Consider the following 24,796-nt stretch of genomic DNA (forward strand, 5'->3'; position numbering starts at 1 on the left):
GAGCCCGGGCGGCCATCACAAATCCTGTCGAAAACGTGCGTTTCGGCTCTCCGGACCTACAGATCGTCAAAAACTACTTGGCGGCCAGCCAGCTGTCGCCGGTACGGACCTCCGCCGCCAGCTTCACGCCCAGGGGGCCCAGGTCGTCCGCCCCCTCCATGGCTTCCTTCAGCAGCGCCGAGGCCTGCGCCACCTCCTCGGGCGGCGCCTCCAGGAGCAGTTCGTCGTGGACCTGGAGCAGCAGACGGGCCCGGAGTCCTTCCGCCAGGAGGCTGCGGTGCAGACGCACCATGGCCCGCCGCATGAGGTCCGCGGCGGTGCCCTGGACGATGGTGTTCACCGCCTCGCGCAGGCCCTGGGCCTGGAACTGTTTGTTGGGGCTCTCCAGCTCGGGGATGCGGCGGATCCGGCCCCAATGGGTGCGCACCAGGCCCTCGGCCAGGGCCTTCTCCTTGGCGCCCTCGATCCAGGTGGCGACTTTCGGCATCCGCTCGAAATAGCGCTCGATGAAGGCCTTGGCCTCCTTCTGGCTCACCCCGATGTTGGCGGCGAGGGCGAAGGCCCCCTGGCCGTAGAGCAAGCCGAAGTTCACGGCCTTGGAGGCGCTGCGCTGGTCCGAAGTCACCTGGTCCATGGGCACGCCGAAGACCTCCGAGGCCGTGCGGCGGTGGATGTCCTCGCCGGCCGCGAAGGCGCCCAGCAGCACCGGATCCTCCGCCAGGGCCGCCACCACGCGCAGCTCGATTTGGCTGTAGTCCGCATCCAGCAGCACCCACCCGGGCTCGGGCACGAAGGCGCCCCGGATGGCGCGTCCCTCCTCGGTGCGGACGGGGATGTTCTGGAGGTTGGGATCGCTGGAGGCCAGCCGCCCTGAAGCCACGGCAGCCTGGTGCAGACGGGTGTGCACCCGCCCCGTGACGGGGTTCACCATCTGGGGCAGCGCCTCCACGTAGGTGCCCAGCAGCTTCACCATCTGTCGATGGCGCAGCAGTTCCTTCGCGATCTCGGCGCCCTGCTTCTCCGCCAGTTCCTGGAGCACGTCCTCGTCCGTGCTGGGGGCTTTGGTCTTGCCGGTGTACTTCACGGGTTTGAAGCCCAGCTTGCCGAAGAGGATGCCGCCGAGCTGGGTGGGGCTGTTGAGGTTGAAGGGCTCGCCGGCGAGTTCGAGGACTCGGGCTTGCGCTCGTTCGCGCTCGCCGCGCATGCGCGCGGCGAGCAGGGAAAGGACGTCAAGATCAAGGCGGACACCATGGCCTTCGAGGGCTGCGAGAACGTCCACCAGGGGGAGGTCCACCTCATCGTAGAGCCGCTTCAGCTGGCCGTCCGTAAGCCGCTCCCGGAGCTTGCCGCAGAGCTGGAGGGCCAGATCCGCGTCCTCGGCGGCGTACTGCACGGCCTGCTCGAACACGGCCTCGTCGAAGCGCTTCTGGGCCTTGCCCTTCCCCACCACCTCCTCGAAGGCGATGGGCTTCACGTCCAGGTGGCGCACGGAGAGGTCGTCCAGGTTGTGGCGGACGCCGCTGTCGAGGAGGAAGCTCAGCACCATGCTGTCGTCGGCCAGGCCGGACACGGGCAGGCCATGCCGCGCGAGCACCTGGAGGTCGTACTTCAGGTTCTGGCCGCACTTGCCCACGGCAGGATCCGCGAACAGCGGGGCGAGGACCCGCCGGGCCTGCGCGAAGGGCACGTTCCGGGAGTCGAGGTGGGGTGCCAGGTCCGCGAAGAAGGCTTCCGGATCGCCCCGCAGATCCAGCAGCGCGTCGGGCAGGCCGGAATCCGGAAGCAGGCCCGGAAGTGCCCCCTCGGTGTCCACCGTGGCCGGCTTGAGGTGGGCCAGGGGCACGTAGAGCCCCTCGTTCGCGGTCCAGGCCAGGCTGAGGCCCACGATGTGGCCCCGCGTGGGATCGAGGCTGGTCGTCTCCGTGTCAAGCCCGAAACGGCCCGCGGCGCGGCAGGCGGCCACGGCGGCTTCCAGGTCCACCACGGTGGCCGCGGCGCGGTAGGTCCGGACGCTGCCCGCCGCCCGGGCGCTCTGCGTGAACTCCTTGGTGAGGGTCTGGAAGCCGAGGGCCTTGAAGGTCTCCCGAGCCCTGGCCTCGTCCACGCCTGAATAGACGAGATCCTTGGGGTGCAGAGGCAAGTCCAAATCCGTCACCACCGAGACCAGGCGCTTGGTGAGGCCCAGCCAGCCGGTGCCGGGATCCAGGGCGGCCTCCAGGCCCTCCCGCTGCTTGGGCTTCAGATCAGCCTTGGCGGCGATGACGCCGTCCAGGCTGCCGTGCTTCTCCAGCAGCTGGGCCGCGCCCTTCTCGCCGATGCCCGGCACGCCCTTCACGTTGTCCGAGGCATCGCCCACCAGGCTGAGGAAGTCCACCACCTGCTCGGGCCACACGCCCATGCGGGCCTTCACGCCCTCCCGGTCGTGCCAGATCTCCCCATCCTTGGTGTTCAGCACCTGGATGCGGAGCGAGTCATCCACCAGCTGGAGCAGGTCCTTGTCGGGGCTCACGATGACGGCCGGAAGGCCGTGGGCGGCCGCTTCCCGCGCCAGGGTGCCCATGACGTCGTCGGCCTCGTAGCCCGACAGCTCCACGATGGGGATGGAAAGGGCCTCCACCAGCTGGCGGATCATGGGGATCTGGGGCCGCAGGTCCTCGGGCATCTCCGCCCGGTTGGCCTTGTATTCAGGGTAGATCTCGTGCCGGAACGTGGGTCCCGGCATGTCGAACACGCAGGCGATGTGCGTGGGCTGGTGCTTCTCCAGCAGCTGGAGTACCAGCCTCGTAAAGGTGTACGCGGCGCCGTTCTTCAGCCGCGGATTGGCAAAATACGCCCTGAAAATGAAGGCGAAGGTGTCGATCAGGTAAAGGCGGTCTTCGGACATGACCCCAGTCTGGCAGGACTCGCTTCAGGGTCACCTCAGCCCGTAGGCCCGGCGGAGGATGCGCTCCCACCAGGAGGCCGGCAGGAGCGCCTTCGCCTTTCCCACCCAAAAGGCGTCCCAGCCGATGACCACGCGCCGCGGGGGGCGCTCGGCCACCAGGGCCTTCAGGATCTTCCGGGCGCAGCGCTCCGCGTCCATGGCGAAGCGCTCGCCCTGGCGCTTCCGCACGGCCAGGTAGCGGGCGAGGATGCGCTCGTAGCGGGTGCCCCGGGCCCGCTCGGGCAGGTCGCCCCAGGCTTTCGCGAGGGTCTCTCGGAACGCGGTGCGGATGGCGCCCGGCTCCACCAGCACCACCGCCACCTCCCCGCCGATCTCCAGCCGCAGGGTCTCCGCCAGGGCCACCACCGCGTGCTTCGAAGCGTTGTAGGGCCCCGCCAGGGGGATCGAGAGGCGTCCGAGCATGGAGGCCACCTGCAGGATGCGCGCGCCGGGCTCCCGTCGCAGCAGGGGCAGGAAGGCGTTCGTCATCTGGTGGAGGCCGATGACATTCGTTTCGAACTGCGCCCGGAGTTCCTCCGCGCGCAGGAGCTCGAGAGGTCCTACCTGGCCGTAGCCGGCGTTGTTGATGAGGGCTTTGAGGGGCAGACCTTCGCAGGCGGTGACCGCGGCGAAGATGCTGGTTTCATCGGTGACATCGAGGGGCAGGACGCGCAGGTCCTCGCCCGCCGGCAGGTCCGACAGTGTTTCCGGTCGCCGCGCCGTGGCCACGACGCCCCAGCCCGCCTCGCGGCAGAGGGTCACCAGGGCCCGCCCGATGCCCGTCGAACAACCTGTGATGAGGACCCAGTTCCGCACCCGTTCATCTTTCCACATACTTGCAAAACGGGGCGCGAACGCGCCCCGTTTTGCAAGGACCGCCTTCGGCGGAACCGCTACTTCTTCTTCTCGGCATGGCCTTCGGCCATACGCGAAACCGCCGAAGCAACATCCATCATCCTGGCCTACTTCTTCTTCTCGGTATGGCCTTCGGCCATACGCGAGACCGCCGAAGCATCATCCATCATCCTGGCCTACTTCTTCTTAGTCGGAGCCTTGGCGGCGGCCTTCGCCTCGATCTTGGTGGCCACCTGCTTGTAGGTCACGGTCACCTTGTCGCCGACCTTGAGGGCCTCCTTGCCGGCGGTGCCGCCGTCGGTGTAGAAGCGCCAGGCTTCCTTGCCCAGGTCCAGAGTGAAACTGTCAGGGGCCACTTCCTTCACGGTGCCGGTCTTCTGGTAGCTGGCGGCCGCGGCAGCCCAGCCGAGGGCGGCGCCCAGGATGGCCGTGGCCGAAAGGACGGCAAGCGACTTCATGCGCATAAGGGCTCTCCTTGAAAAGGTGCCCCAAGGCTAGCAGTCTCTTGCGAAAGGGCAAGAATTACACGATGGCAATAACTACACGAGTGCCAGCAGTCCCACCAGCCAGAAGCTCAGGTCCACGCTCAGCTCGAAGCGGTGCTTCCCCGCCGTGAAGCGCTCGTGGTAGAGCCAGAGGTAGAGCACGGGATAGGCCGCGCAGGCCACCAGCACCAGGGCCACGGCTAGGGGATGCCCGTGCTGGCGGTTCTCGAAGGTGAGCCAGAGGGTGCCTGCCAGCAGCGTCCCGAGGAGGCCCACCAGCACCGCCTTGGTGACGGACTTGCCCATGAAGATGGGCAGGGTCTCCTTCCCCACGATCTGATCGTTCTGCATGTCCCGGATCTCGTAGATGACCGTCCGGACGAAGGTGAGCACCCCCACCAGGAACATGGCCGCGAAGGCACGGAGGTCCCAGACCCGGCCCTCCTGCCAGACCGGCATGATGACGGCCACCGTCGCCAGCGCCAAGGCCACCACCACATCCTTGGAGCCAGGGACTTTCCTGAGGCTGAGGATCCAACCTCCGACCTGGAAGCGCCGCTTGTAGCCCGCGCCCACCAAGGAGGCCGCCGCCGCCACGGCCAGGGCCTTCCACCCCAGGCTCGCCGCGAGCCCCAGGGTGACGAGCAGCGCCACCACTCCCAGGGCCACGAGGACCCTGCGGTTGCGCTCCAGGAACCGGGCGCGTGCGGGCCCCTTGGCGCCCAGGCCCAGGGGGTCCAGGAAAGGCGTCAGCAGGTACATGGCCAGCACGTAGGTCCCCGTCAGGAGCGGGTAGCGCCAGCCCATGCGAAGGTCCAGCCACTTGTGGACGCCGAGGGTCATGAGCGCGGCGCCCACCGCCATCAGCGAGGAGCTGCCGAAGGTCGCCTGGAGGAAGCTGCGCCAGCGGCTCGGGCCGTCCCCCAGCTGCTCCAGCACATCCACCACCTCGTCCACCAGCCAGGTGGGAGTGGACGCACCCGCCAGCACGCCCACAGTCTCGCGGCCCGTGAAAGCCCCCAGATCCAGTTCTGCGGCCGTCTCCACGTACTGGACGGGCTTGCCGTAGTGGTGGGCCAGCTCGGCCAGATGCTTGGTGTTGCTGGAGGTCTTGCCGCCCACGACGATGACGGTATCCACCGTGCGGGCCAGTTCCCGGGCCTCGTCCTGGCGCATCCAGGTGTCCTCGCAGATGGTGTTCTCGAAGACCGCATCCACCGACCGGGAGCGGAGGTAGTCTGTGATGGCGTGGTAGTCCTTCACGGTGAAGGTGGTCTGGGCCACCACCAGCACCTTCTTCAGCTGCTCGTCCGTGAGCGCCTCGGCCTCGGCCATGTTCGAGACGATCACCGAGCCGTTCTCCGCGAAGCTGCGGTGGGCCACGCTCTCCGCATGGCCGTGGCTGCCCAGGATCACGGTGAAATAGCCCTTGGGGCTCCACTTCTTGATCTTGTGGTGGACCTTCGCCACCTCGGGGCAGGTGGCGTTCACGATCTTCAGCTCGCCCTTCTTCTGCCGCTCCTTCAGGCCGCGCAGGTCCTGGATGGGAATGCCGTGGGCCCGGATCACCACCGTGCCGTTCTGCACCTTCTCCGGCGCCTCGGCCACCCCCACGCCGCGCCGGCCGATGAGCTCCAGGGCCTGAGGATTGTGGATGAGCGGGCCCAGGGTCTGCACGCTGCGGCCGTCGTTGCGCACGGAGGCCTCCAGCACCGCGTCCATGGCGCGCTTCACTCCCCAGCAGAACCCTGCGGTCTTGGCGACGATCACTTTCATGGGAGCCCCATAAACTTGACCGAGTTGGTCAAGATATTCATCATACCGCGAGTCGGGCGCGTGTCGGACGGGCGGGATGGGATCGGGCCGATCGGCTACTCTGGCTCCACTCCGCCCGGCTTCCGTTTCCAGGGGATCCCCTCATGGATGTCACGCCCTCCGACAAGGACCTGCCCCTGAAGGAGGACATCCGCACCCTGGGGCGCCTGCTGGGGGATACGGTTCGAGAGCAGGAGGGCGAGGAGGTCTTCCAGCTTATCGAGCGGATCAGGCAGAGTTCGGTGCGCTTCCGGCGGACCCGGGAATCCGGCACCGACGATGAGCTGAAGGCGATCCTGAAGCGCCTCAGCCCCAGCCACGCCATCCTGGTGGTCCGGGCCTTCAGCTATTTCTCGCAGCTCGCGAACCTGGCTGAGGATCAGCATCACACCCGGCGCTCCCGGGCCCACCACATGGAGGATGCCGCGCCCAGGCCCAGTTCCCTGGACCATGCGCTGGACCGGGCCGCCGAGGCAGGGCTGGTTGCGGCAGACCTGCGCGCCTTCTTCAGCGGGGCGCTGGTCCGGCCGGTGCTCACCGCCCATCCCACCGAAGTCCACCGCAAGAGCATCCTCAACGCCCACCTGGGCATCGCCCGGCTCCTGGACGAGCGGGACCGCCACGCCCAGACGCCCAGGGAAGCGGCCCTGCAGGATGAGCACCTGCAGCGCCTGGTCCTGCTGCTGTGGCAGACCCGCATGCTGCGCCCTCAGCGCCCAGCGGTCGCCGATGAAGTCTCCAGCGCCCTCTCCACCTTCGATCACACCTTCCTGCGGGAGGTGCCGGCCCTCTATGCGGATCTGGAGGACCGTCTGGGTGAGGATCCCGCCTGGGGCGACACGGAGCTTCCGCCCTTCCTCCAGATCGGCAGCTGGATCGGCGGCGACCGGGACGGCAATCCGTTCGTGACGGCCGAGGTGCTCCAGCAGACCCTGCGCACCCAGTCCCGCGTCATCCTCGAGCACCTGCAGCGGGAGACCCGGACCCTCGCCGAGGAGCTTTCCCTCAGCCTCCAGGTGTCCGGCGCCTCCCAGGAGGTCCTGGAGCTGGCGGAACGGTCCCCGGACCAGACCCTCCGGCACGCGGACGAAGCCTACCGGCGCGCCCTGTCCCTGATCTTCGACCGGCTGTCGGCCACCCACCGGAAGGAGGCGGCTGTGGAGGCAGCCCCCGCGCCAGGTCCCCAGCCCTACGATTCCCCTGCCCAGCTCAAGGCCGACCTGGACGCCCTGGACCGCTCCCTGCGGACCCACGGCGGGCGCCGGCTGGCCCGGGGGCGCCTGCGGGAATTGCGGCGGGCCGTGTCCGTCTTCGGCTTCCACCTCGCCCCGCTCGACCTGCGGCAGAGTTCTGATGTCCACGAGCGGGTGGTGGCCGAGCTCCTGGAGGCGGTGCGCCCTGGCGCCCGGTACCTGGGCCTTGGCGAAGCGGAGCGAGTGGCCCTCCTGGCCTCCGAGCTGGAGAGCCCCCGCCCCCTCGCCTCGCCCTACCTGGCCTACAGTGCGGAGACCCGGAGCGAGCTGGATGTGTTCCTGGCCGCCGCCGGAGCCCAGCGCCGCCTGGGCCCTGAGGCGCTCCCCAGCTGCATCGTCAGCCATACGGAAAGCCTCTCCGACCTCCTGGAAGCGGCGGTGATGCTGCGGGAGGGCGGGATCCTGCGCCCTGCGGAAGGCTGCGTGGACATCAACCTCATCCCGCTCTTCGAGACCATCGAAGACCTCCAGCGCTGCGGCGGCATCCTGGACAGCCTGCTCGCCCTGCCCCTCTACCGCCGCCTGCTGGACAGCCGCGGGGGCGTGCAGGAAGTGATGCTGGGCTACTCGGACAGCAACAAGGACGGTGGCTTCCTCACCTCGCGCTGGGAACTCTACAAGGCCGAGCTGCGCCTCGTGGAGGTGGCCGAGCGGCATGGCATCCGCCTCCGGCTCTTCCACGGGCGGGGCGGTTCCGTGGGCCGGGGCGGCGGCCCCAGCTATGAGGCCATCCTGGCCCAGCCCGCGGGCGCTGTGCAGGGCCAGATCCGGCTCACCGAGCAGGGTGAGGTGATCGCCGCCAAGTACGGCCATCCGGCCGTGGGGCGCCGAAACCTGGAAGTGCTGGTGGCGGCCACTCTGGAGGCGAGCCTTCCCGGCGCCGATGGCTCCGGGCTGGATCCGCGGTTCGCGCAGGCCATGGATGAGCTCTCGGACGAGGCCTGCCGGGCCTACCGCGAGCTCGTCTACGGCACCGAGGGTTTCGAGCAGTTCTTCTGGGAATCCACACCCATCGCCGAGATCGCCCGGCTCAACATCGGATCGCGGCCTGCCAGCCGGAAGGCGAGCCGGGCCATCACCGACCTCCGGGCCATCCCCTGGGTCTTCAGCTGGAGCCAATGCCGCGTGATGCTGCCGGGGTGGTACGGATTCGGCGCGGCGGTTTCGGCTTTCGAGCAGAAGCACGGGGAGCGGGGCCTGACCCTGCTGAGAGAGATGCAGGTCCGCTGGCCCACCTTCCGCAGCCTGCTTTCCAGCATGGACATGGTGCTGGCCAAGGTGGACCTCGGAATCGCATCACGTTACACGGCGCTGGTGGAAGACGCGAGCCTGAGACATGAGATCTTCGGCCGCCTCCAGAAGGAATGCGAAGCCTCCATCCGGGCCCTGAAGTCCATCACCGGACAGGACCAGCTGCTGGAGGACAATCCCGCCCTGAGGCGCTCCATCCAGCACCGCTTCCCCTACATCGACCCCCTGAATCACCTCCAGGTGGAGCTGCTGCGCCGCTACCGCGCCGGTGATCAGGCCCGCGACAGCGATGACCTCACCGTGCGCAGCATCCTGCTCACCATCAATGGCATCGCGGCAGGACTGCGGAACAGCGGGTGAAGCCGGGCCTCGATGAAAAGGGCTCCGGCTTCACCCAGTTTCGCGCGGGGATCAGAACCCTCCGGTCCCCTGGGGCGAGCCCACGCCCGTGACGTAATCCCACCCCACCAGGCACGGGAAGCCGTTGTTTCCGGAGGTGATGTCCCGGAAGGCTGGCGTGGCCGGCGGGTTGAGGTAGTTGGAGTAGATCGCCGTAAGCAGCTGGGTGGTGTTCGTGAAGGCTCCGCCGCCCAGGTTCACCATGCCGGCCATGCAGGGCGAGGAGACGCTGGTGCCCCCCACCACCCACCAACCGGACCGTCCGTGGTAGGACGTCGTGTCGTACACCGCGACGCCCGTGTTCGGGTCCCCATCGGATGAGATATCCGGCACGCCGCGGCCGGAGCCCGTCATAGCCACCGCCGTCTGCCAGCTGGGCTTGGCTTCATAGGGGCTGTTGCCCCCGCCTCCGGAACTCCAGCCCGTCTCGCCTGTGAAGGCGCCGTTGGCATCCGTGGCCACGCTGGTCCCACCCACGGCGACGACGTACGGCGAGGTGGAGGGGTAGATGGTCTTGCCGCCCGTGTCCCCGCTGGCGGCGAAGAACACGGGCCCGTTCACATTGAAATGCGTGTCGTTGGCAGTCTCCCCCGAGGATTCACTGCCGCCCCAGCTCATGGACACCTGCTTCACCCCAGCGAGGGACACGGCCAGATCCACCGCCGCGTAGAGATTCGCGTTGCTGTTGGACTGGGCCTCCACGAGGATGATCTTCGCGCTGGGAGCCAGGGCGTGGGCCCACTCGATGTCGAGGGCGGCCTCCAGGGCCCAACCAGAGTTGGTCCGGGGCTTCTTGCCTCCCTGGTAGACGACCTGGAAGACGGTGTTGGTGGAGGCGGTGGGGTCGGTGGAGGCCTCCTGGGGCAGGCCGAACTGGGCGGAGAAGGTGTTGAAGTCGCTCAGGGCCGTGGGGTAGTGGTAGGCGTCGATGATGGCGATGACATCGTGGCCCCCGGTGGCGGGAAGGCTGTAGAAGTCGCGGAGCTGCGTCGGGGACATGCCGCCCCCAGGGCCCAACCCTCCGGCAGGACGGAGCAGCACCAGGTGGTTCGTGTGAGACCTGAGGCCGATATCCCCCCGGGCCTCGAGGCTGGTATCGGGAATCAGGATGTCCCCGTGGATGACTGGGGGAGCCTCCTGCCCGGCGAGGCTGGCCAGACACAGCCCGAATCCGAGGATCGCCGAACGTGCTTTCGTCCACCTCATGCCGCCCTCCATGATGCCGTCCGGGGCATCCGGACGCGATTCAGGACCGAATGGTTATTGATACCGTGTCTCATTATTTTGAAACGGCACGGAAATCTACATTCGCCAACTTTGGGCGTCAAGGCATCGTGATGGGATGGACGATCAGCGCCCGATCCAGATCTATCTCCGGGTCGGCACCTGAATCATGGGAGTGGCGCCGCCCATGGGCGTAATGATCAGGTTGCCCTTGGCGCCGATGTCCCGCAGGGCCTGGATGCGCTGGTACTCGATGATCTGGGGCGTCAGGCTCTGGCTCACGATCTGCTGCGCCTTGGCTTGGCCTTCGGCCTCGATGCGCTTGCGCTCGGCCTCCTGCTTCTCCTTCTGGAGCACGAAGGCCATTTTCTGGGCATCTTGGTCCGCGCTGATCTTGTCGTTGATGGCCTTGGTGATCTGGTCGGGCAGGATGACGTTGCGGAGCAGCATCTGCTCCAGGGTGATGCCGCGGGCCTCGAAGGCCGCCTTGAGCGTCTTCGACACCTGGTCCACGAAGGCCTGCCGCTTGGACGTGTAGAGCTCGGTCGCAGAGAGGGCGGCGGCGGCATCCCGCAGACTGGCGCGGATCTCGCTGCGGACGATGCGCTCCTCCACGTCCGGGCCGATGGTGCGGTAGATCTCCGGCAGGCGGGCCTGCTGAAGCGAATAGAAGATGGTCGCGTCCAGCTTCACGGTGAGGCCATCGCTGCTGATGACCGAGATGGAATCATCCCCCCGCTTCTGACCCTCGTCACCCACGGTCGACATGGTGTAGTTCCGGGTACGGACCTCCATCTCCACCACCTGGGCGAAAGGGTTGATGAAGTGCAGGCCCGAGGGCAGCGGCTCCGCGCTCACCTTGCCGAACAGCACCTGCACACCGGCCTGGCCCGGGGGCACCACCACGGCCATGGAGGCCAGGAACACGATCACGCCCAACCCCAGGCCCACCCACTGCAGGATGGCCAGCCGGGCCGACAGGGGATAACCCACCTTGGTCTTCCATCGCCAAGCCAGGGCACCGACCACGAACAACAGCAGGGCGAAAAGAACCACAGAACACCTCCAGGGGCGGGTCAGGTTAACAGGCCGTCTTGCGCCCGCCTGGACAGGCCAGGGCCCCCGTCTCGCGACGGGGGCCCTGGCGTCCCAGTGACCTCAGTCCTCGTTCAGGGCGAAGGCGGGGGCGCCATCCACCTCCTCACGGGCGGGCTTGGTCTCTTCGGCAGTCCGCCAGTTCCAGGCGCCGATGACGGCCTTGAAGGTGAAGATGATCACCGCCAGGGCGCCCAGGCCGAAGAGGGTGTCGCCGGGCATGCGCAGCCAGGTGAAGGCGCGCATGAGCGGGCTCTGCACCACCTCGGCGCTGCGGGCGTACCAGGTGCCCTGGTTCAGGCTCTGGGTGATCTGGTAGAGGCCGCTGGGGACCAGCGACATCGCCAGCATCAGGACCAAACCCAGGTTCAGGCCCCAGAAGCCCCACTTCAGCCACTTCTCGTCCCAGGCCTTGTCCGGCGTCATGCCGCGCAGGGCGAAGAGCATGAGGGAGATCGCCAGGAAGCCGTAGACCCCGAAGAGCGCGGCGTGGCTGTGGATGGGCGTGGTGTTGAGACCCTGGCCGAAGTAGAGCACGGAGGGCGGGTTGATGAGCATGCCGAAGACGCCGGCGCCCAGCAGGTTCCAGAAGCAGACCGCCGCGAAGTACTTGAACGGCCACTCGTAGCCGCTGCCGAGGGCGCGGCCGGCCTTGAGGCTCATGGCGATCTCGAAGCCCACGATGGTGAGGGGCACGATCTCCAGGGCACTGAAGACGGAGCCCAGGGCCGAGATGGAGGCCGGAGAGCCGGTGTAGTAGAGGTGGTGGAAGGTGCCGATGACGCCGCTGCCCAGGAAGAGGCCCATGGAGAGGCTCACGGCGCGGAGGGCGGTTCCCTCGCGCAGCAGGCCCATGCGGGTGGACAGGAGCGCGATGGCCACGGTGGCGAACACTTCGAAGAAGCCCTCCACCCAGAGGTGGACCACCCACCAGCGCCAGTACTCGGCCAGGGCGATGTGGGTCTCGCGGGTGTACATGAAGCCCGCGGAGTAGAAGAGCGGGATCGCGATGGCGGACAGCACAAAGAGCTTGAGCAGGCCCAGCCGGCCCCTCTCGCCCTTCAGGGCGGGGATCAGCGAGCGCAGCACCAACACCAGCCAGATGACCATGCCCAGGGTGAGGAGGATCTGCCAGAGGCGGCCCAGCTCCACGTATTCATAGCCCTGGTGGCCCAGCATGAAGGAGCCGGAGAGCTTGCCCACGATGGCCTGGTGGGCGCCGGTGAGGGCGCCGACCACCACCACGACAAGCGCGGCCAGCAGACCGGCCACGCCCAACCACTGGCCCTTGGGCTCCTTGGCGCTGAGCTTGGGGCCGAGGTAGAGACCCGTGGCCAGCCAGCAGGTGGCGATCCAGAAGACGGCCAGCTGCAGGTGCCAGGTGCGGGACGCGGCGTAGGGCAGGATGCGCGAGAGGTCCAAGCCGTAGAGGCCGTTGCCTTCCACCGCGTCATGGGCCGTCAGGACGCCCATGCCGATCTGGACCAGGAACAAGGCCATGGCCACGCCGAAGTAGATGGCGGACCAGCGCTGGCTGGGAGTCGCCGGGGCGGGCGGGATGGGCTTGGGGTCCGGGAACTCCTCGGCGGGCTGGCTGGCATGGTGCCAGACCATGAGGCCCACACCCAGGATCAGGAGAATGATCGACAGGATGCTCCAGAGGTGGCTGATGGGCGTGATGGTGTTGCCCACCAGGGGCTCCTGGGGCCAGTTCTGGGTGTAGCTGTGGTCCGCGCCGGGACGGCGGGCCGCCGCAGTCCAGGCCGTCCACAGCCAGAAGTCGGCCACGCGCTCACCTTCCTGCATCGTAGGGATCCAGCGGGCAGGGATGGCCGCGCCCTTGTCGCCTTCCACGGCGACCTTGGCCAGCTCCTCCCGAGTCTTCAGGTAGGCCGCGGCCTGGGCGGCATTCAACGTCAGGGTTCCCGTGGAATTTTCATACCGATTGCTCTGAAATATGGACATCGTAGTGGCCTTCGCATCCGCGAGAGATGCCCCCCGGGCCTTCACGCCGTCCAGGGTGTGGGCCGCCCACTGGTGCAGCGCCTTGGCCGTCCAGTCCGGCGCCAGGTAAGCCCCGTGGCCCCAGATGGAACCGATGTGCTGCCCGCCGTGGCCCAGGTAGCTCACCTGGCCTTCCAGGATCTGGCCGGGGCCCACCAGCTCCGTGCCGTCCTCGGCCACCACATGCTGCGGAATGGGCGGGGCGTTCTGGGCGATCTGCTTCCCCCCCAACCCCAGCACGCCGAAGCCCGCCAGGAGCACCAGCAACACCAGCCACCACCTTGCCTTCATGGGAACCTCCGTCTTGCCCGCTCTGGGCGCCGGACAGCAGTGTTCCACAATTCTCCATATTTAGGACCATTAATTCTTAATTGTGATCTCCGACACGCTCCCCACCCTCCCCGGATGCCTGTCGGGGCATGGCAAAACCTCTGGCTTCGGGGGGCGGATTCCAAGTACCTTGACCTTGGCATGCCTGATCTCTGAAAGGGAATTCCCCTCCCATGGCCCATCCCGCCCTTCTGCCCGTCGTCCTCACCTGCAACACGGACCTGCGCTTCATCGACCTCATCCAGGTGGTGGGCGCGGAGTTCCTGAAGCACCTGAGCTTCACCCAGGAGGATGGTGAGCGCCTGTGGCTGGCGATCCAGGAAGGCATCGCAAACGCCATGCGCCACGGCAACAAGCTGGACCGGGACAAACCCGTGAAGGTGACCTTCACGCCCAAGACTGACCGCTTCGAGATCCGCATCGAGGACCGGGGGCCTGGCGTGGACCTGGAAGCCCTGCCCGATCCGAACCTGCCCGAGAACCTCCTGAAGCCGGGCGGCCGGGGCGTGTATTTCATGCGCCAGGTCATGGACGAGGTCCACATGGAATGCCACCCCCAGGGCTCCACACTGGTGCTCGTGAAGGCGCGGAAGGTGCGGGAAGCCCACGCATGAGCGGCCCGGACTGGCGCCGGCGGGCGCTCTGGCTGGCGGGCTTCACGATCGCCTACAACCTGCTGGAAGGCCTGGTCTCCATGGCCTTCGGCTGGGCGGACGACTCGGTCGCCCTCTTCGGCTTCGGCGCCGACAGCTTCATCGAGGTGGCCTCGGCCCTGCTGGTGCTGTGGAAGCTCCTGGACCACGGCAACCTCGAGCGCGAGCGCAAGGCCACGCTCGGCATCGGCCGGCTGTTCCTTTTCCTCGCCGCGGGCATCGCAGGGGGCGCCGTCCTCCAGCTCACGGCCCGCGCCCATCCGCCCACCACGGTGCCCGGGCTCGTGATCTCAGCGCTCTCGCTCGCCTTCATGGTGTTCCTCTGGCGCGCCAAGCTCCGGGCGGCCCAGGCCCTGGACAGCGCCACGGTGGCGGCGGACGCGGCCTGCAGCCGGGCCTGCATCCAGCTTTCCGTGGTGCTCTTCGCGGGCAGCCTGCTCTTCCTGCTGGCCCCCGCCCTCTGGTGGGTGGACGCCGCCGCGGCCCTGGGACTGGCGTTCCTCATCGGGAAAGAGGGCCTCGGCATGACCCGCGCGGCGAAGAGCGCCTGCTTCACAGGCGGATGCGGCTGCGGGCACTGAGCGCGCCTGACAGGACCCGTCTCTAGGAACGCACCTGCTCGTTGATGAAGCCGCACTCGGCCGGCACGGAGATGTAGAACATGGACTGGCCTTCCGCCTGGATGAAGGCGATGAGGCGGTTCGCCTCCTCCTCGGTGGCCATGAAGGTCACTTCCACAGGCAGATCGCCCGCCAGCTCGATGAAGTGGTCCGCATGGATGAGCCCGTGGCGGCCGAAGCCGGCGATGGCCTTGAAGGCCGTCCCGCCCTTGAGGCCCAGCCGTCGCGCCTCCTTCAGCAGCCACTCATAGACCAGGATTCCGTGGTGGGTCCGGTCCTCCTGCACGAAGAAGGTCAGGTAGGTGCCCTTCATGACGCCTCCTCAGGCTTTCACGAACGCCTTCACCGTCAGCAGGCCCAGCAGGGTCATGGAAAGGGATCCTGCCAGGTGGACGGCCATGTGGCCGGCCGCCCATCCGTATTCACCGCGCGTCAGGAGATGCACCGCCTCGGCCGAGAACGTCGAGAAGGTGGTGAGCCCCCCCAGGAAGCCCGTGATGACGAGGAGCCTCGCCTCGGGAGCCAGGCCCGGATGCTGGGTGAACACGGCGACGGCCACGCCCACAAGGTAGCCCCCCAGCAGGTTGGCCGCCAGCGTTCCGAGGGGCAGCGAAGGCACGAACGGATTCAGGAGCGCGCCCAGGCCCCATCGCAGCCACGCGCCCAGCGCCGCGCCGACGCCCACCGCCAGAAACGAATAGAAAGCCATGGTCTATCCTCTCACTTGGCGAGGTCGCCGGCCTTCACGAAGCGCACCTGCCCCTTGGAGCGGGGCACCAGCTTCTCCAGGGCCTCCACAGTCTCGGGATAGATGTGCCCGATGATGAGCACGGAGCCATCCTTCTCCGCGAGCTTGACGGCCCGGTCCCACTGCTTCTCCATTTCGGGGAAGGCCTTGTCGTCGTCCAGGAACACCTTGCGCTGGACCGCCGGGATGCCAAGCTCCTCGGCGACGTCATAGGCTACGCTGTCCTTCTCCGTGCGGCTGTCGACGAAGAAGAGCTTCCGCGCCTTGAGCTCCTGGAGCACCCAGGTCATGCGGGTGCGGTCCGGCGTGATGCGGCTGCCCATGTGGTTGTTCACGCCCGCGCGGTGGGGAATGCCCTCCAGCGCCATGCGGACGCGGCGGCGGACCTCCGTCTCCGGAAGGTTGAAGAGGATGGCGTTGGGCCCCGGATCGCGACCCGGGCCCGGGTAGCCGATGGGTTCCATGGGCAGGTGGAGCATGACCTCCTTGCCCAGGCGGTGGGCGATGTCCGCGCTGTCCCGCGTGAACTCCTGGTAGGGCAGCACCGCCACGCTGAAGGGCACGGGGAGGCTGCAGAGGCGCGTCACCAGCTCCGGCTGCATGTAGCCCAGGTCGTCGATCACCAGGGCGAGGCGGGGGAGCGGACGTTCCGGCTCGGGGCTCTGAGGCCTGGCCGCCTCAGAGGGCGGCTTCGCCTTCGGCTCAGCGGGCTTCTTATCGGATTTTCGGGGCTCGGGGCTCGGGGCCTCCCGCTTCCCGGGCGCCTGGCGTCGGCCGCAGCCCTGCTGGCCAAGCATCACGCCCGCGCCCAGCCCCAGGAGCAGGGTGAAGGTGGCCCAGCCCAGCAGGGCCAGGGTGGATGTGCGCTTCCCCTTGCCTCGGGCCAAGCTAGGCGGCCTTCGCCGACGTGGGGGCGGCGGGCGTCGGGGTTTCGAGGGCAGCCATCACCTTGGCCAGGGCGTCATCGGAATCCGTGAGCTTCAGCACCTGATCCGGGGCCACGCCCTGGCGGTCGAGCTTCTCGCCGCCCAGGCCCACCCAACGGCGGGACACCAGCTCCACCGCCCCGCCCTGCTTCAGGAGGAAGCGACTGCGTTCCACGCCCAGGCCCGGAGTCTTCTCTCCGAAGGTGCGCGCGCCACCTTTCTTCAGGCAGGAGGCCAGCACTTCCGGGAGGCCCAGGGTGGAGCGCCCCACCAGCAGCGACAGGCGGGCGAAGGGAACGCCCGTTCCGGCCAGCGGCACCTCCTGGTCGGGTTTGCCGGCTTCCTGGACGGTGCCGAGGGGGCCCTTGGCGCCCAGGAGGCCGGCCACGGCGGCGGCCTCGCCGGGCGTGCCCTTCACGCACTGCCGCAGGTCCAGCACCAGGGTCTGCTTCCGGTCCACCGGACCCAGCAGCTTCTTGAGTTCCTCGGCCCGACCGGGGTTCAGGTCCGGCAGGGACACCATCAGGGCACCGGTCCCCTGCTTGAGGGTCACCGGCGCCTTGGCCAGCCGCTGCATCCGCAGGGTGGTCTTGGTCAGATCACCGGTGGCGTTGTAGCGGTAGAGGTCCACCACCGTGCCTTCGGCGCCCCGAAGGCGGCGCTCCAAGGTCCAGGCGCTGAGGCGGCCCACCGAGTCGCCATCCACCTTGCGGATCACATCGCCGGGCTGGATGCCGGCCTTGGCGGCCGGGCCGCCGGGCGTCACCGCCAGAACGGTGGCGTAGATGCCCCGCTTCACGACCACCAGGCCCGCCTCCGCCGGGCCGGGATCCGGCAACCGCAGGTCATCGGCGGACAGGTAGGCATTCATGGGATGTGAGCGTTCGAGCACGGCCTGGATCCCGCCGGAGACGACCTTCTCCATGTCCGGCGGATCGACATAGTTCTGCTGCACCAGGGACAGGACATCCTGAATGTCGGACAGGCCCGCCAGGGGGTCCTGGGGTGGGGCCTTGACCCCCGGCTTGGGCTGCCGGGCTGGCTGCTCGCCCCGCTGGATCACCGGCAGGGTGAAGACGGCCACGAGGGGGAAGGAGAACACCGAGAGCCAGGTACGGGCGTGCATGGGGACAGTCTACGTGGAAATGGGCGCGCAGCTGTCAGGTATCAGCTGTCCGCCATCAGCTTTCAGCGGTCAGTACAAAAAGGGGTGCCTGGAGGAAAGGGCTCAGCCCCTGAACCAGTCGCTGCCGGACCGGAAGCCCTTCTGCTTGGTGGCGGTCTGGGCGTGGCGGGCCAGGGCCAGGTTGATGAGGCGCGTGAGCAGCTCGGGGTAGGGCACGCCGCTGGCGGCCATCATCTTGGGATACATGGAGATGCTGGTGAAGCCGGGGATGAAGTTCAGCTCGTTGAGGAACACCCGGCCTGTGAGCCGCTCCAGGAAGAAGTCCACCCGGGCCATGCCGTAGCCGTCGGAGGCCGCGAAGGCCTTGGCGGCCAGCTTCCGCACCAGGTCGGCCAGCTCCTCGGGGATGTTCGCGGGAATCTCCGTGCGGCTCTTGCCGTGGAGGTACTTGTCCTCGAAGGTGTAGAACTCGTCGGCCACGATCACTTCGCCGGGCTGGGACACCAGGGGCTCGTCGCCGCCGAGCACGGCCACCTCGATCTCGCGGACATCCAGGCCCTGCTCCACCAGCACCCGCCGGTCGAAGGTGAAGGCCCGGTCCAGGGCTGCGGGCAGGTCCTCGGCGCGCTTCACCTTCTCCACGCCGATGCTGCTGCCCAGGTTCGCGGGCTTCACGAAGAGGGGCAGCCCCAGCTTGGCGCAGTCCGCCAGGCAGGTCGCGCGCTCCCGTGCCCAGCGCTCCTCGATCAGGCCCACGTAGGGCACCACGGGAAGACCTTCGGACTCCCAGAGGCGCTTGGTGATCCACTTGTCCATGCCCGCCGCCATGGCCAGCAGGCCCGCGCCCGTGTAGGGGCGGTGCAGCAGCTCCAGGTAGCCTTGGATCTGGCCATCCTCGCCGCCAGCGCCGTGCAGGGCATTGAAGAAGAGGTCCGGCAGGGGCGTGGCCTCGGCGCCCTTCTCCAGGGGCAGGAAGGGATGGCTGCTGCGCTCCGGCAACTCGCCCGATGCCAGCCGCGCGAAGGGATCGCCGGCCACCACCCACACGCCGTTCCGGGCGATGCCCATGGGTCGAACCTCGAACCGCTGCGGGTCCAGGTGCTCCGCGATGGCCCGGGCCGTGACGATGGAGACTTCGTGCTCGGGGGACTCCCCGCCGAAAAGAAGGCCGACGCTCAGTTTCTCGCTCATGCCCCTACTCTAGCACTCGCCCCAGGCGGGCTCTCCGGTGATGGAACCCAGGTCCGGTGCGACGAAAATCACATTTAAGAATTCTTGATCATTTTTATTTGATATTCGTGATCCCCGGGGACGGCCCCCCAGGGAAAGCCACCATGAGCGAACTCCTCAACAACCGGGAACACCGGATCGCCACCCTCAAGGAAGTGATCCTTCACCTTCACCGGGGCGAGGCCCCCGAGCAGGTGAAGGGCCGCCTTGCCCAGCTGGTGGGCGAGGTGGACGCCAGCGAGATCGCGGCCATGGAGCAGTCCCTCATGGCTGATGGCATGAGCCCCGAGGAGGTGAAGTCCATGTGCGACCTCCATGCGGAGGTGCTCCAGGACACGGTGACCCCAGCCAAGGCCCGGGAGCTGCCAGCGGGCCATCCCGTGGACACCTTCCGGCGCGAGAACCGCGCCCTGGAAGCGGCCGTGGCCACGGCCCGGGAGCGGGTGGGCGCCCTGGAACCTGTGCCGGACCAGGCCTATCCCGCCGACGAGCGCCTGGCGGTGCTTTCGGCCTTCAACGCCCTGGTGGACGTGGACAAGCACTACCAGCGCAAAGAGCACCTGGTCTTCTCCATCCTGGAGCGCCACGGCAACACCGGCCCCTCCAAGGTCATGTGGGCCAAGGACGACGAGGTGCGCGACCTGCTCAAGGGGGCCATCGAGGTGCTGCGCGAACAGAGCCTCAGCGGCGCCGAGCTGAAGATCCTGGTGCCCACGGTGCTGCGCCCTGCCCTGGCGGCGCTGGAATCCATGATCTACAAGGAGGAGACCATCCTCCTGCCCATGTGCCTGGGCCTGTTCACCGAAGAGGAGTGGGGCGAGGTCTGGCGGGACAGCCCGCGCTACGGCTGGTGCCTGGTGGAGCCTGCCGTGGGCTACAAGCCGCCGGTGGCCAGCCTGCCGGAGGATCCCATCCGCCTGCCCGACGCATCGGCCGTGGCCTTCCCCAGCGGCGCCCTCAGTGTCCAGCAGCTCATCGGCATCTTCTCCAGCCTGCCCGTGGACATCACCTTCGTGGACGCCGACGACCGCGTGGCCTTCTTCAGCGAAGGGCCGGACCGGGTCTTCGCCCGCAGCCGCACCATCCTGGGCCGCGAGGTGAAGCACTGCCACCCGCCCAAGAGCGTGGACGTGGTGGAGCGCATCCTCAACGACTTCAAGACCGGCCGCCAGACCGTGGCGGAGTTCTGGATCCAGATGCACGGGAAGTTCGTCCACATCCGCTACTTCGCCGTGCGCGACGAGGCGGGGGCCTACCTGGGCACCCTGGAGGTCACCCAGGACCTCACGCGGCTGCGTGCCCTTGAAGGCGACCGCCGCCTGCTCCAGTACGACGAAGCATGAGAGGGTGTCTGCAAATTCCCGCGAGACGCGACGGTGGCCAGCCGCGTGATCCGGCAAGGAAGCGCGCGATGGGCGATGCGGGACATCGTTCAAGCGCGGTGACGCCGCCGGGCGCACGGCTGGCCACCGTCCCTCCGGGCTGGGGCGGCGGGCTGCGCCTGGCGTCGTCCTCGGCCCTCGACATGGAACCACCATGCCTGCGGGCCTCCTCCTCGCCATGCTTGCACGACGCTCCCAGCGCGGCCCGTGCGAATTTGCAGACACCCTCTTAGGCATCCCATGGCCATCACCCCCGAAACCAAGATCGGCGACTTCCTGGCGGCCCACCCGGACCAGCAGGAGGCCCTCATCGCCCGGGTCCCCGATTTCGCCAGGCTCCGCAATCCCGTCCTCCGCCGCACGGTGGCGAAGCTGGCCACCGTGGAGCACGCGGCCCGCATGGCGGGCCTCCCCACGGCGGAGCTGGTGCGCTTCCTCCGGGAGCTGACCGGGGAATCCAGTGGCCCCGTGACGGAGGGGGCGGCCCCCGTGGAAGATCCCCGCCCCGACTGGGCGCGCGCCAGCGCCGTGCGCTCCACCCTGGACGCGGAGGCCCTCATGGCAGCTGGCGAGCACCCCCAGGCCCGCGTCCGCCGGGCCCTGCTGACCCTGGCCTCCGGCGAGGCCATGCACCTCCTGAGCCCCTTCCGCCCCGAGCCCCTGCTGGACCAGTTCCGCCAGGAGGGCACCCCCTGCTGGTGCGAGGCCGAGGGGACAGGCCGCTTCCGGACCTGGATCCTCAAACCATGAGCCTCGGAAGCACCTTTGACCCGGGATGTGACCCGGTTGCGCTAGGCTGATTCACCCTTCCTTCGGAGCGCCCGTGCGGTCGGCCATCTATCCAGGCTCCTTCGATCCCGTGACCCTGGGTCACTGGGACCTCATCCAGCGGGCGGCAAAGCTTGTGGACCGTCTCGTGGTGGCCGTCCTCCACAACCCGGCGAAGTCCCCGGCCTTCAGCGTGGACGAGCGGGTGGCCATGCTGAAGGAGCTGACCGCCGCCCTTCCCCAGGTGGAAGTGACCACCTTCGACGGGCTGCTGGTGGACTTCGCCAAGGCCCAGAACGCCCAGTTCATCATCCGGGGCGTGCGCGCCTTCAGCGACTTCGAGTACGAGTTCCAGATGGCCCTCATGAACCGCAAGCTGGCCCCGGAGCTGGAGACGGTCTTCCTCATGCCCAAGGAGAAGTACAGCGCCGTGAGCAGCCGCTTCGTCCGCGAGATCGGAAGCATGGGCGGCAACCTGGCGGACCTGGTGCCGGAGCCGCTCCGGGAGCGCATCGCCACGCGGCTGAAGGCCGATTAGACTTGCTGGCGGGCGCCGACCACCGCCCCTGGGGGGCGGCGCCCGGGCCCTGTCCAGGCCCCTATCTGAAGGCGTGCACGACCCTCACGTCGGCGATCTTGCCTGCGGAGTGGCAGAGGAAGCACTGCTCCTGCCGCACGAACTGGCCGCCTACGGTGACGCTGGCGCGGCTGCCGTAGAAGGTCCCGCCGTTGGTCTGCATGTGTGAGATGGCGAGGGGGGTGTCGTGGCAGTTGGAGCAGGCGGCCACGTAGGGCGAGTTCACCAGGGTGGTGCCGGCGGCGGCCGTGGTGGCCCCCGTGCTGGCGTTGTAGCTGAAGCCGCTCCCGAAGACGTAGCCGGAGCCGTAAGCCGCGGCGAAGGGCGACCAGTAGACGCCCGGGATGGGCTCGGTACCAGTGAGAATGACGTTCACTGGCGTGGGCACGGTGCCTGTGGCGACCGTGGTCCAGAGCAGGTCCGGCAGCTCACCTGCGTTGAAGGAGAGCCCAAAGTCGTAGGTGCCCGGCAGGTGGCAAGCCTCGCAGTTGTTCAGTACGCCCGGGTAGGTGGTCTTCCAGTAGGTGGCCCCTCCCGAGGCTTCCCAGGAGAACTTGTTCACCCGCTTGTCGGCCCCGTGGATGGCATGGACGAAGTCCTTCATGTTCACGCCCCAGCCGCTGTTCACGCGCTGGCCGTTGTGGCAGAACTCGCAGGTCTGGGGATCATTGCGCTGACCCGCGTGGAAGGCCTTTGTGGTGAAGACGCCCATGGCCCCGTGGCAATCCAGGCACTTCGCATTGGCCACGATGGTGCGGCGCGGCGTGTTCGCGGGCCCCGTGGTGGTGCTCCCGGCATTGAGGGGGAAGCCGGCCGGCAGCGGGCCGCTGATGAGCTTCGAGACATTGGGGGCGGGCACGCTCAGGCCCCCCTGCCCCGTTCCGGGGGTACCCGCGACCCTGGGAATGTAGGGATAGTTCGGCACGTTGGTCTGGGTCAAGGGCTGGGTGAGGGTCAGCCCGTAGGTATAGCCGATGCCGCCGGTGACCATCCCGGCCGTGGCGGGAATGACCACCCCGGTCATGGTGAGCGTGTAGTAGCCGTTGGCGTCGGGCGTGGCGCTGAGGGTGCCCTGGGCCGAAGCCGCCAGGGGTGCTCCGGCCATGTCGAGGCCGTCGCCCCGCCAGATGTTCTTCAGGTAGGTGCTGGCGGTGGCGTTCCAGTCCGCCGGGTTGGCGATGCCGTCCTGGGGCACGGAGAAGGCGATGTAGAAGCTGGGGCTGCCCACGAAGTTGTCCATCAGCTCGGTGACGGTTCCCGCCGCATAGGTGTTGAACACCACGGGGGCGCCATCCTTCAGGAACCGGAAGGTGAAGACGGGCTTGGCACTGGCGTTGAGGGTCACGCTCTTGAGGTCCCATGTGACCCGGCTGGCGCCCGCCGGCAGGTTGCCCACGAAGGCGGCTACGGAGGAAGCATTGGTGTTGTTGTTTGTCCCCCCGGTATTCCAGATGTTCGCGGGGTCGGGCGGAACCACGGGAAGATGCACGAGCTTGATGCCCGCCGGGCCATGGCAGCTGGAGCAGTTGTTGTCCGCGAGCGCGGCGCCGCCCGGATGGTTGGCGCCGGTGGCCCAGTCGATGTCGTCATGGCAGCCGCCGCAGGCGAAGCGGTTGGGCACATTGAACCAGTTGTCGCCCTGGGGCGTCGCGGCGCTGGCGGTGTGGCACTTCACGCAGTTGCGGTGATCCTGGGGATAGGTGACCTCATTGAACGCGATGCCACCGTAGGAATAGCCGGTCCTCGCCAGTTCTTCGCCCCGATGGATCCGATGGATGAAGGAGGGGAAGTCCCCCGAGGCATGACCGGCCAGCTTTCCCGTCTCCCCGGAGACCGTGGTGGCCGTGATCGTGGCCTCGGCGCGCCCATACTTGCGCTGGTCGTTGTGGCAGATCACGCAGTACCGGGTGTCCTGCCGGCCCGAGCCGTGGAACTCGAACTTGGCGTGGCAGCTGAAGCAGGAAGAGACATCCGCGATGAGCCGCTGCTCGTTCGAGGACCCGGCCTCGGCGCCCGTGGCGGGGATGAAGTCATAGGCCGTGTTGGCCGGGTTCAGGATGGGCACCGCAACCACGCCGCTGGCGGAGCCGTTGGCTGTGTTGGTTCCCGTCCCCCGCGCGTTTCCGCCGATGAAGAGGGTCAGGCGGTGGGTCAGATCGGGGTTGTAGCTGACATCCCCCAGGTCCGCCCGGAGGTTGTTGCCGGAGTAGGTGGCGGCATCCAGCAGGGCCTGGGCCTGGGTGATGTCGCGGCGGAAGGTGTAGACGTAGGAGCCGTCACCGTTGTCCACCAGGGTCCCGATGTTGTCCGTGGAGGGCCTGGAGGGAACCCAGGTGTTGGGCGCTGAAGCCGACGGGTTGGTCGTGACCACGTAATTGACCCACGTGCTGGGGCTGCCGTTGCTCCCGGGCACCAGCTTCGCCAAGCCGAAGGCCATGTTGGCGTAGCTGGCGTAGGCGGCGCTGGAGGTCTGGCTGGTGAAGCCGAGCCCCTTCACCGGGACGTTGTGGCCGTCGGTCACCTTGAAGGACACCACCGGCGGAGAGCTGACGGTGACGCCGGTGATGGTGGCCTTGAGGGTCAACGCGCCCCACTCATCGGCCGAGTAGGTGGTGGCGTCGATGGCGTACGCGGGTCCGGGTGCACCGTTCGTGCCGTTGGTCCCATTCGTGCCATTGGTTCCGTTCTGGCCGTTGAGGCCATTCTGCCCCGATGAACCTCGACAGTCCGTTAAGGCCAGGATCGCGACGATGGCGGCAGCCGCCGCACAGAATCCCCTGAAGGTGGCAGGTTTCATGACGACCTCCCCTGTGCCCTGTTTTAGGTGGCTGGATCCGGCCTTTCGAAACGATTTGAGTGTTAAAAACAATTGATTACAATGCTTGATTCGACAGCCGCCAGGGACAGGCCTGAGCCAACCCAGCGCCTTTCAAGACATCCGGGGGTAGAGAGCCCCAATGTAGGCCGAGGGCCAACCTGCGGAAGTCCCTCCAACGATCATTCCGGAGAATGCAATTCCCGACATCCGAGAATCCGCCTGGCTCGGGTCATCCACGTCGCTGCACGACCCTGCACGAAGGGCGCTTCGCCTTCATCCGGTTTCGGAGGGAACCTCCTGCTGTGAGCGCGCCC

At 67.9% G+C, this 24,796-nt stretch carries 19 protein-coding genes; 6 read left to right on the forward strand and 13 right to left on the reverse strand.

The genetic code is table 11. The features are described from left to right. Positions 1–73: 73 nt before the first annotated feature. From polA to ispH, 4 genes are all read right to left on the reverse strand, one after another. Positions 74–2,884 (reverse strand): DNA polymerase I, encoded by a 2,811-nt coding sequence (polA, locus tag MLJ35_RS06935; protein ID WP_243383709.1) that lies wholly within the window; start codon positions 2,882–2,884, stop codon positions 74–76. 30 nt (positions 2,885–2,914) lie between these two features. Continuing rightward, positions 2,915–3,739 carry an SDR family oxidoreductase gene (locus tag MLJ35_RS06940; RefSeq protein ID WP_243383710.1) on the reverse strand — a complete coding sequence of 275 codons (825 nt, stop codon included), beginning with the start codon at positions 3,737–3,739 and terminating at the stop codon, positions 2,915–2,917. Between the two features lie 215 nt (positions 3,740–3,954). After that, complete coding sequence (locus MLJ35_RS06945; RefSeq protein WP_243383711.1) at positions 3,955–4,236, reverse strand: hypothetical protein; 282 nt, start codon at positions 4,234–4,236, stop codon at positions 3,955–3,957. An 81-nt stretch (positions 4,237–4,317) separates the two neighbouring features. Then, on the reverse strand, positions 4,318–6,039 hold the full coding sequence (gene ispH, locus MLJ35_RS06950) for a 4-hydroxy-3-methylbut-2-enyl diphosphate reductase (RefSeq protein WP_243383712.1): 1,722 nt from the start codon (positions 6,037–6,039) through the stop codon (positions 4,318–4,320). Between the two features lie 143 nt (positions 6,040–6,182). Here ispH and ppc point away from each other — a divergent pair, with 143 nt between their 5' ends. After that, positions 6,183–8,942, forward strand: coding sequence for a phosphoenolpyruvate carboxylase (gene ppc, locus MLJ35_RS06955; protein WP_243383713.1), 2,760 nt, complete (start codon positions 6,183–6,185; stop codon positions 8,940–8,942). Between the two features lie 51 nt (positions 8,943–8,993). Here ppc and MLJ35_RS06960 read toward each other — a convergent pair whose 3' ends face one another. The 3 genes from MLJ35_RS06960 to MLJ35_RS06970 all read right to left on the reverse strand — a co-directional run bounded on the left by MLJ35_RS06960 (position 8,994) and on the right by MLJ35_RS06970 (position 13,595). Continuing rightward, positions 8,994–10,187, reverse strand: coding sequence for a S53 family peptidase (locus tag MLJ35_RS06960; RefSeq protein ID WP_243383714.1), 1,194 nt, complete (start codon positions 10,185–10,187; stop codon positions 8,994–8,996). Between the two features lie 162 nt (positions 10,188–10,349). After that, positions 10,350–11,261 (reverse strand): prohibitin family protein, encoded by a 912-nt coding sequence (locus tag MLJ35_RS06965; protein ID WP_243383715.1) that lies wholly within the window; start codon positions 11,259–11,261, stop codon positions 10,350–10,352. A 102-nt stretch (positions 11,262–11,363) separates the two neighbouring features. After that, on the reverse strand, positions 11,364–13,595 hold the full coding sequence (locus MLJ35_RS06970) for a nitric-oxide reductase large subunit (protein ID WP_243383716.1): 2,232 nt from the start codon (positions 13,593–13,595) through the stop codon (positions 11,364–11,366). A gap of 212 nt (positions 13,596–13,807) precedes the next feature. Between MLJ35_RS06970 and MLJ35_RS06975 the strand changes: the two genes are divergently transcribed. Beyond that, entirely contained in the window at positions 13,808–14,248 is a 441-nt protein-coding gene (locus MLJ35_RS06975; RefSeq protein WP_243288121.1) for an ATP-binding protein, read from the forward strand. Further along, positions 14,245–14,868, forward strand: coding sequence for a cation efflux transmembrane domain-containing protein (locus MLJ35_RS06980; protein WP_243383717.1), 624 nt, complete (start codon positions 14,245–14,247; stop codon positions 14,866–14,868). Before MLJ35_RS06975 ends, MLJ35_RS06980 begins: the two co-directional genes overlap by 4 nt. 22 nt (positions 14,869–14,890) lie before the next feature. Here the strand turns inward: MLJ35_RS06980 and MLJ35_RS06985 are convergent, their stop codons facing one another. The 5 genes from MLJ35_RS06985 to MLJ35_RS07005 all read right to left on the reverse strand — a co-directional run bounded on the left by MLJ35_RS06985 (position 14,891) and on the right by MLJ35_RS07005 (position 18,898). After that, entirely contained in the window at positions 14,891–15,220 is a 330-nt protein-coding gene (locus tag MLJ35_RS06985) for a DUF190 domain-containing protein (RefSeq protein ID WP_243293325.1), read from the reverse strand. A 9-nt stretch (positions 15,221–15,229) separates the two neighbouring features. Continuing rightward, entirely contained in the window at positions 15,230–15,616 is a 387-nt protein-coding gene (gene crcB / locus MLJ35_RS06990; RefSeq protein ID WP_243383718.1) for a fluoride efflux transporter CrcB, read from the reverse strand. An 11-nt stretch (positions 15,617–15,627) separates the two neighbouring features. After that, positions 15,628–16,542, reverse strand: coding sequence for a divergent polysaccharide deacetylase family protein (locus tag MLJ35_RS06995; RefSeq protein ID WP_243383719.1), 915 nt, complete (start codon positions 16,540–16,542; stop codon positions 15,628–15,630). A gap of 1 nt (position 16,543) precedes the next feature. After that, positions 16,544–17,707: a S41 family peptidase gene (locus MLJ35_RS07000; RefSeq protein ID WP_243383720.1), complete on the reverse strand. Its 1,164-nt coding sequence runs from the start codon at positions 17,705–17,707 to the stop codon at positions 16,544–16,546. 102 nt (positions 17,708–17,809) lie between these two features. Beyond that, positions 17,810–18,898 (reverse strand): D-alanine--D-alanine ligase family protein, encoded by a 1,089-nt coding sequence (locus MLJ35_RS07005; protein WP_243383721.1) that lies wholly within the window; start codon positions 18,896–18,898, stop codon positions 17,810–17,812. Between the two features lie 143 nt (positions 18,899–19,041). Between MLJ35_RS07005 and MLJ35_RS07010 the strand changes: the two genes are divergently transcribed. From MLJ35_RS07010 to coaD, 3 genes are all read left to right on the forward strand, one after another. Further along, positions 19,042–20,280, forward strand: a complete 1,239-nt coding sequence (locus tag MLJ35_RS07010) for a DUF438 domain-containing protein (RefSeq protein ID WP_243383722.1) — start codon at positions 19,042–19,044, stop codon at positions 20,278–20,280. 279 nt (positions 20,281–20,559) lie between these two features. Continuing rightward, entirely contained in the window at positions 20,560–21,069 is a 510-nt protein-coding gene (locus MLJ35_RS07015) for a DUF1858 domain-containing protein (protein ID WP_243383723.1), read from the forward strand. A gap of 73 nt (positions 21,070–21,142) precedes the next feature. Next, entirely contained in the window at positions 21,143–21,625 is a 483-nt protein-coding gene (gene coaD, locus MLJ35_RS07020) for a pantetheine-phosphate adenylyltransferase (protein ID WP_243383724.1), read from the forward strand. 61 nt (positions 21,626–21,686) lie between these two features. Here coaD and MLJ35_RS07025 read toward each other — a convergent pair whose 3' ends face one another. Next, a complete protein-coding gene (locus tag MLJ35_RS07025; RefSeq protein WP_243383725.1) occupies positions 21,687–24,461 on the reverse strand; it encodes an OmcA/MtrC family decaheme c-type cytochrome in 2,775 nt (924 codons plus the stop codon). Between the last annotated feature and the right edge of the window lie 335 nt (positions 24,462–24,796).

Origin of the sequence: Geothrix alkalitolerans (genome assembly GCF_022808885.1) — a bacterium.
GTDB classification, from domain to species: domain Bacteria; phylum Acidobacteriota; class Holophagae; order Holophagales; family Holophagaceae; genus Geothrix; species Geothrix alkalitolerans.

Excerpts from the sequence above, each read along its gene's own strand:
- polA (WP_243383709.1), bottom strand. The coding sequence starts at position 2,884 with ATGTCCGAAGACCGCCTTTACCTGATCGACACCTTCGCCTTCATTTTC.
- MLJ35_RS06945 (WP_243383711.1), bottom strand. The coding sequence starts at position 4,236 with ATGAAGTCGCTTGCCGTCCTTTCGGCCACGGCCATCCTGGGCGCCGCC.
- ispH (WP_243383712.1), bottom strand. The coding sequence starts at position 6,039 with ATGAAAGTGATCGTCGCCAAGACCGCAGGGTTCTGCTGGGGAGTGAAG.
- ppc (WP_243383713.1), top strand. The coding sequence starts at position 6,183 with ATGGATGTCACGCCCTCCGACAAGGACCTGCCCCTGAAGGAGGACATC.
- MLJ35_RS06960 (WP_243383714.1), bottom strand. The coding sequence starts at position 10,187 with ATGAGGTGGACGAAAGCACGTTCGGCGATCCTCGGATTCGGGCTGTGT.
- MLJ35_RS06970 (WP_243383716.1), bottom strand. The coding sequence starts at position 13,595 with ATGAAGGCAAGGTGGTGGCTGGTGTTGCTGGTGCTCCTGGCGGGCTTC.
- MLJ35_RS06975 (WP_243288121.1), top strand. The coding sequence starts at position 13,808 with ATGGCCCATCCCGCCCTTCTGCCCGTCGTCCTCACCTGCAACACGGAC.
- MLJ35_RS06980 (WP_243383717.1), top strand. The coding sequence starts at position 14,245 with ATGAGCGGCCCGGACTGGCGCCGGCGGGCGCTCTGGCTGGCGGGCTTC.
- MLJ35_RS06985 (WP_243293325.1), bottom strand. The coding sequence starts at position 15,220 with ATGAAGGGCACCTACCTGACCTTCTTCGTGCAGGAGGACCGGACCCAC.
- crcB (WP_243383718.1), bottom strand. The coding sequence starts at position 15,616 with ATGGCTTTCTATTCGTTTCTGGCGGTGGGCGTCGGCGCGGCGCTGGGC.
- MLJ35_RS07000 (WP_243383720.1), bottom strand. The coding sequence starts at position 17,707 with ATGCACGCCCGTACCTGGCTCTCGGTGTTCTCCTTCCCCCTCGTGGCC.
- MLJ35_RS07005 (WP_243383721.1), bottom strand. The coding sequence starts at position 18,898 with ATGAGCGAGAAACTGAGCGTCGGCCTTCTTTTCGGCGGGGAGTCCCCC.
- MLJ35_RS07010 (WP_243383722.1), top strand. The coding sequence starts at position 19,042 with ATGAGCGAACTCCTCAACAACCGGGAACACCGGATCGCCACCCTCAAG.
- MLJ35_RS07015 (WP_243383723.1), top strand. The coding sequence starts at position 20,560 with ATGGCCATCACCCCCGAAACCAAGATCGGCGACTTCCTGGCGGCCCAC.
- MLJ35_RS07025 (WP_243383725.1), bottom strand. The coding sequence starts at position 24,461 with ATGAAACCTGCCACCTTCAGGGGATTCTGTGCGGCGGCTGCCGCCATC.